Here is a 6059-nt window from a genome sequence, read left to right as displayed (position 1 = left end):
GATACCGCGGCGCGTCCGTCCTGGTGGCGGATGAGTTGCGAGGCGCTTCGAGAGAGGCGCCGATTACCGCGAAATGAGGCGCAGGAAGCGCCTCGTGTTCGCCCGACAGGGAAATGTCGCGTGGCAAGGGTCGTCGGAAGTTCCGGTTTGTTCTGGACTGCTTGACGGCGTCATGGCACGCGCTTTATACTTTTCTGTCTGGGCAGGCCGGGTAACCGGCCTGCCTTGTTTTGCTAAAGATTTTCGCATCCGGACAGCGGGTTTCCGGGTGCGGGATGTGTCCATCGGGGTTCGGCGCACCCAGCCGCCGGCCCGTCGCTCTTTAACCAAGGAACACCGTCATGGCGGACCAAAAGATCCGAATTCGGCTGAAGGCATACGATCATCGTCTGATCGACCGCTCGGCCAGCGAGATCGTCGAGACAGCCAAGCGGACCGGCGCACAAGTGCGTGGTCCGATTCCGCTGCCGACCAAGATCGAGCGCTTCACCATTCTTACTTCTCCGCACGTCGACAAGGACGCGCGCGACCAGTACGAAACCCGCACGCACAAGCGCGTGCTCGACATCGTCGACCCCAACGACAAGACCGTGGACGCGCTGATGAAGCTCGAGCTCGCGGCGGGCGTCGACGTACAGATCAAGCTGACCTGAGGCGGACATCATGACGACGAAGAAATATTCGTTGGGCATCGTCGGTCGCAAGGCCGGCATGAGCCGGTTCTTTACCGAGGACGGACGCTCCGTGCCGGTGACGCTGATCGAGGCGACCCCGAACCGTATTACCCAGATCAAGAGCGTCGACAGCGACGGCTACAGCGCGGTGCAGGTCACCGTCGGCGTGCGCCGCGCAGCACTGGTCAACAAGCCCGAGGCGGGTCATCTCGCGAAGGCCAAGGTCGAAGCCGGTCGTGGCCTGTGGGAGTTCCGCGTGGCCGACGACAAGCTCGGCGACTTCAATGTGGGCGGCGAGATCAAGGCCGACATCTTCGAGGTTGGCCAGATTGTCGACGTCCAGGGCGTGACCAAGGGCAAGGGCTTCCAGGGCACCGTGAAGCGCTGGAATTTCGCGATGGGCGATGCCACGCACGGTAACTCGCTGTCGCACCGCACGCCGGGTTCCATCGGCCAGCGGCAGACGCCTGGCCGCGTGTTCCCGGGCAAGAAGATGTCCGGTCACATGGGCTTCGTGCAGCAGAGCACCCAGGGTCTTGAAGTGGTCAAGGTGGACGCCGAGCGCGGCCTGATCGCGATCAAGGGCGCGGTGCCGGGCGCGCCGGGCGGCGACGTGATCGTCCGTCCGACGACGAAGGGAGTATGACGATGGAACTTGCCATCAATAACAGCAGCAAGACGCTGGCGGTATCCGACGAGATCTTCGGCCGCGAGTTCAGCGAGGATCTGGTCCACCAGGTTGTCGTTGCCTATCGCAACGCCGGTCGCGCGGGCACCAAGGCGCAGAAGACCCGCGCCGAAGTCGCCGGCACCACCAAGAAGTCGAAGAAGCAGAAGGGCGGTGGCGCTCGCCACGGTGCACTGACGGCTCCGATCTTCCGTGGCGGTGGCGTGACGTTTGCGGCCAAGCCGCGCAGCTTCGCGCAGAAGGTGAACCGCAAGATGTACCGCGCCGCGATGGCGTCGATCCTGTCCGAGCTCAATCGCCAGGGCCGCATCACTGTCGTGGAGACGCTGGAGCTGGATTCGCCGAAGACCTCGGGCATGGTTGCCATGCTCAAGAGCCTGGACGCCGGTCGTCGCCCGCTGCTGGTCACCGAGGACGCCACCGAGAACCTGTACCTCTCGGCGCGCAACTTGCCGTATGTCGAAGTCCGTGACGTGCAGGGCCTGGATCCGGTCGCGCTGGTTGGCGCCGACTCGGTCGTGGTCACCGCCGACGCGATCAAGAAGATCGAGGAGTGGCTGGCATGAACGACGCCAAGCTCTACAACGTGATCCGTGCGCCGCGTGTGTCCGAGAAGACCGCGCGCCTGCAGGAAGTTTCCAATCAATACGTCTTCGAAGTAGCGACGACGGCAACCAAGGCCGACATCAAGGTTGCAGTCGAGAAGCTGTTCGACGTCAAGGTCGAGGCGGTCAACGTGCTCAACGTGAAGGGCAAAGCAAAAGCCTTCAAGTTCCGCATGGGCCGTCGCCCCGACTGGCGCAAGGCGTACGTGACGCTGGCCGATGGCCAGTCGATCGACGTGATGGCCAAGGCTTGAGGATCGACCCATGGCATTGATGACATTCAAACCCACTTCGCCCGGTCGCCGTTCGGCGGTCCGCGTGGTGACGCCCGACCTGCACAAGGGCGCGCCGCACGCTCCGCTGCTCGAGCCGCAGAGTCGGACCGGTGGTCGTAACCACCACGGCCGCATCACCACCCGTCATATCGGTGGTGGCCACAAGCAGCACTACCGCATCATCGATTTCAAGCGCAACAAGGAAGGCATTCCGGCGCGCGTGGAGCGGATCGAATACGATCCCAACCGCACCGCCCATATCGCCCTGCTGTGCTACGTCGATGGCGAGCGTCGCTACATCATCGCTCCCAAGGGCCTGAAGGCCGGTGACCAGGTGATCGCGGGCCGTGATGCCCCGATCCGCACCGGCAACACCCTGCCGCTGACCAATATTCCGGTCGGCTCCACCGTGCATTGCATCGAGATGAAGCCGGGCAAGGGCGCGCAGATCGCCCGCGCCGCCGGTGCCGGTGTGCAGCTGGTGGCACGCGAGCAGGGCTACGCCACGCTGCGCCTCCGCTCCGGCGAAATGCGCAAGGTGCCCGTCGAGTGCCGCGCCACCATCGGTGAGGTCGGCAACGACGAGCACAGCCTGCAGAAGCTCGGCAAGGCCGGTGCGAAGCGCTGGCTGGGCATCAAGCCGACCGTTCGCGGCGCGGCGATGAACCCGGTCGATCACCCGCACGGTGGTGGTGAGGCCAAGGCTGGCCAGGGCAACCCGCATCCGGTCACCCCGTGGGGTGTCCCGACCAAGGGTTACAAGACGCGGCACAACAAGCGTACGCAGCAGTTCATCGTTCGCGATCGCAGGAGCTAATCGGCAATGGCACGTTCACTGAAAAAAGGCCCGTTCGTCGACCACCATCTGCTCAAGAAGGTGGAGGCTGCGGCCAACAACAAGCGCCCGATCAAGACTTGGTCGCGTCGTTCGATGGTGTTGCCGGAGATGGTGGGTTACACCATCGCCGTGCATAACGGTCGCAACCACATCCCGGTGCTGGTCAACGAGAACATGGTTGGCCACAAGCTCGGCGAATTCGCCCTGACGCGGACCTTCAAGGGTCACGTCGGCGACAAGAAGAGCCGATAAGGAGATGACCATGGAAGCTAAAGCCATCCTGCGCAGCGCGCGCATCTCCGCCCAGAAGGTTCGCCTGGTCGCAGACCAGGTGCGGGGCCTGACCGCCGAACGCGCTGTCAACCTCCTCAAGTTCTCCGACAAGAAGGCTGCCGATCTGGTCCGCAAGGTCCTGGAATCGGCGATCGCAAATGCCGAGAACAACCAGGGTGCCGACATCGACGAGCTCAAGGTCACGACGATCATGGTTGACGAAGGTCCGACGCTCAAGCGCTTCATGGCGCGGGCGAAGGGTCGCGGCACCCGCATTCTCAAGCGCACCAGCCACATCACTGTGGTCGTGGGCGCCGGCAAGCAAGGCGGAGTCTGATTATGGGTCACAAAGTTCATCCGACCGGCATCCGTCTGGGCATCTCCAAGGACTGGAATTCCAAGTGGTTTGCCGGCAAGAAGCAGTACGCCGAATACCTGATCGCCGACCTCAAGGTCCGCGACATGCTGCGCAAGAAGCTCGCGCAGGCAGGCATCTCGAAGATCTTCATCGAGCGTCCGGCCAACAACGCCCGCGTGACGATCCACACCGCCCGTCCGGGCGTGGTGATCGGCAAGCGCGGCGAGGACATCGACAAGCTGCGTAAAGAGGTCAGCGACATGATGGGCGTTCCGGCGCACATCAACGTGACCGAAGTGCGCAAGCCCGAGCTCGATGGTCAGCTGGTCGCCGAATCGATCGCGCAGCAGCTGGAGCGTCGCATCATGTTCCGCCGCGCCATGAAGCGTGCGGTCGGCAACGCGATGCGCCTGGGTGCCCTGGGTATCAAGGTGAACGTCGGTGGCCGCCTCAACGGGGCTGAAATCGCCCGTTCGGAGTGGTACCGCGAAGGCCGCGTACCGCTGCACACCCTGCGCGCCGACATCGACTACGGCTTCGCTGAAGCCAAGACGACGTACGGCATCATCGGCGTCAAGGTCTGGGTCTACAAGGGCGAGATCTTCGATTTCTCCCAGGTCGGCCAGGAAAAGCCGGACGACAGCCCGCGCAGTGACCGCGGTGATCGCGGCGACCGTCGCGACCGCTCGCCCCGTCCGCCGCGCGAATCGAGGTAACGGATCATGTTGCAACCAAAGCGAACCAAGTACCGCAAGGTACACAAAGGCCGCAACGACGGCCTGGCATGGAGCGGTAATGCTGTCAGCTTCGGCGAGTTCGGCTTGAAGTCGACCGCCCACGGCCAGATCACCGCACGTCAGATCGAGGCCGCGCGCCGTTCCATCAGCCGTTACGTGAAGCGTGGCGGCAAGATGTGGATCCGCGTGTTTCCCGACAAGCCGGTCACCAAGAAGCCGATCGAAGTGCGTATGGGCAAGGGCAAGGGCAACGTGGAGTATTGGGTTGCCCAGATCCAGCCCGGCCGCATGATCTACGAGATCGAAGGCGTGGCTGAGGACGTGGCGCGTGAAGCGTTCCGTCTGGCCGCCGCCAAGCTCTCGGTGACCACCACTTTCGTGACCCGGACGGTGCGGTAATGGAACTCAATAAATTGCGCGAGAAGTCGGTTGGCGAGCTCCAGGCCCACTTGACCGAACTGCACAAGGAGGGCTTCGCCCTTCGTATGCAGAAGGCCACCGGCCAACTCACCAAGACCCACGAGGCCCGTCGGGTGCGTCGCGAGATCGCTCGCGTCAACACCTTGATCGGACAGGCTCAGGCGAGCCAGTCCGGATCGGGCGAGAAGAAGTAAGGACCCGCCATGACCGACAACAATACAGAGAAGGCGCTGCGCACGGTCGAAGGACGCGTGGTCAGCAACAAGATGGACAAGACCGTCACCGTGCTCGTCGAGCGCCAGGTCAAGCACGCGTTGTACGGCAAGTACATCCGCCGCTCGACCAAGCTGCACGCACACGATGCGGACAACTCCTGCAACGAGGGCGACGTGGTCCGGATCACCGAGATCGCGCCGATGTCGAAAACCAAGAACTGGCGTGTGGTGGAAGTCGTCACCCGCGCGGCCGAATAAGAGGAGGCTGAACCATGATCCAGATGCAAAGCTACCTCACGGTGGCAGACAACTCCGGCGCGAAAGAAGTGATGTGCATCAAGGTGCTCGGCGGTTCCAAGCGCCGTTACGCCGCGATCGGCGACATCATCAAGGTGACCGTCAAGGATGCGATCCCGCGTGGCAAGGTCAAGAAGGGCGACGTCTACGACGCCGTCGTGGTGCGTACCCGCAAGGGTGTGCGCCGTCCGGACGGCTCGCTGATCCGTTTCGACGGCAATGCCGCGGTCCTGCTGAACAACAAGCAGGAGCCGATCGGCACCCGCATCTTCGGGCCCGTGACCCGTGAACTGCGTTCCGAGAAGTTCATGAAGATCGTCTCGCTCGCCCCAGAAGTGCTCTGAGCGGAGGAATTGACATGAACCGTATCAAGAAGGGCGACCACGTGATCGTCACTGCCGGCAAGGACAAGGGCAAGAAGGGTGATGTGGTGCGAGTGGCCGGCGACAAGGTCCTCGTGTCCAACATCAACATCATCAAGCGCCACACCAAGCCGAATCCGCAGGCCGGCCAGCCTGGCGGCGTGATCGAGCGCGAGGCGCCGATCCATATTTCCAACGTCATGTTGTTCAACCCGGCTTCCGGCAAGGGTGAGCGCATCGGTATCAAGGTGCTGGAGGATGGACGCAAATTGCGTGTGTTCCGCTCCAGCGGTGAGGCGGTCGACGCCTGAGGAATG

Annotated in this window: 13 protein-coding genes; all 13 read left to right on the top strand. The window is 63.1% G+C overall.

Annotated elements, in window-relative coordinates; genetic code table 11:
• Positions 1-341: 341 nt before the first annotated feature.
• The 13 genes from rpsJ to rplX are packed head-to-tail and all read left to right on the top strand — an operon-like array spanning position 342 to position 6053.
• The gene (gene rpsJ / locus N792_RS13035) at positions 342-653 is read left to right on the top strand and encodes a 30S ribosomal protein S10 (RefSeq protein WP_036196039.1); all 312 of its coding nucleotides are present in this window, start codon (positions 342-344) and stop codon (positions 651-653) included.
• A gap of 10 nt (positions 654-663) precedes the next feature.
• Positions 664-1320: a 50S ribosomal protein L3 gene (gene rplC, locus N792_RS13030; RefSeq protein WP_036196037.1), complete on the top strand. Its 657-nt coding sequence runs from the start codon at positions 664-666 to the stop codon at positions 1318-1320.
• A complete protein-coding gene (rplD, locus tag N792_RS13025; protein ID WP_425478891.1) occupies positions 1317-1928 on the top strand; it encodes a 50S ribosomal protein L4 in 612 nt (203 codons plus the stop codon). Before rplC ends, rplD begins: the two co-directional genes overlap by 4 nt.
• Complete coding sequence (gene rplW, locus N792_RS13020) at positions 1925-2221, top strand: 50S ribosomal protein L23 (protein ID WP_036196034.1); 297 nt, start codon at positions 1925-1927, stop codon at positions 2219-2221. Before rplD ends, rplW begins: the two co-directional genes overlap by 4 nt.
• Before the next feature lie 10 nt (positions 2222-2231).
• Positions 2232-3059 (top strand): 50S ribosomal protein L2, encoded by an 828-nt coding sequence (gene rplB, locus N792_RS13015; protein WP_036196032.1) that lies wholly within the window; start codon positions 2232-2234, stop codon positions 3057-3059.
• Between the two features lie 6 nt (positions 3060-3065).
• Entirely contained in the window at positions 3066-3332 is a 267-nt protein-coding gene (rpsS, locus tag N792_RS13010; RefSeq protein WP_036196030.1) for a 30S ribosomal protein S19, read from the top strand.
• A 10-nt stretch (positions 3333-3342) separates the two neighbouring features.
• Positions 3343-3690, top strand: a complete 348-nt coding sequence (rplV, locus tag N792_RS13005; protein ID WP_036196045.1) for a 50S ribosomal protein L22 — start codon at positions 3343-3345, stop codon at positions 3688-3690.
• Between the two features lie 2 nt (positions 3691-3692).
• Complete coding sequence (rpsC, locus tag N792_RS13000; RefSeq protein ID WP_036196029.1) at positions 3693-4427, top strand: 30S ribosomal protein S3; 735 nt, start codon at positions 3693-3695, stop codon at positions 4425-4427.
• A 6-nt stretch (positions 4428-4433) separates the two neighbouring features.
• Positions 4434-4847 (top strand): 50S ribosomal protein L16, encoded by a 414-nt coding sequence (gene rplP, locus N792_RS12995; protein ID WP_036196027.1) that lies wholly within the window; start codon positions 4434-4436, stop codon positions 4845-4847.
• Positions 4847-5062 carry a 50S ribosomal protein L29 gene (gene rpmC / locus N792_RS12990; RefSeq protein WP_036196026.1) on the top strand — a complete coding sequence of 72 codons (216 nt, stop codon included), beginning with the start codon at positions 4847-4849 and terminating at the stop codon, positions 5060-5062. Before rplP ends, rpmC begins: the two co-directional genes overlap by 1 nt.
• Positions 5063-5071: 9 nt before the next feature.
• The gene (rpsQ, locus tag N792_RS12985; protein WP_036196023.1) at positions 5072-5341 is read left to right on the top strand and encodes a 30S ribosomal protein S17; all 270 of its coding nucleotides are present in this window, start codon (positions 5072-5074) and stop codon (positions 5339-5341) included.
• A gap of 14 nt (positions 5342-5355) precedes the next feature.
• Complete coding sequence (gene rplN, locus N792_RS12980; protein WP_036196022.1) at positions 5356-5724, top strand: 50S ribosomal protein L14; 369 nt, start codon at positions 5356-5358, stop codon at positions 5722-5724.
• Between the two features lie 14 nt (positions 5725-5738).
• Positions 5739-6053: a 50S ribosomal protein L24 gene (rplX, locus tag N792_RS12975; RefSeq protein WP_036196020.1), complete on the top strand. Its 315-nt coding sequence runs from the start codon at positions 5739-5741 to the stop codon at positions 6051-6053.
• Positions 6054-6059 lie beyond the last annotated feature (6 nt).

The organism is Lysobacter concretionis Ko07 = DSM 16239 (genome assembly GCF_000768345.1).
Lineage (GTDB): Bacteria > Pseudomonadota > Gammaproteobacteria > Xanthomonadales > Xanthomonadaceae > Novilysobacter > Novilysobacter concretionis.
Note: the sequence above shows the minus strand (reverse complement) of the source record. Positions and strands in the feature narration are given on the sequence as shown.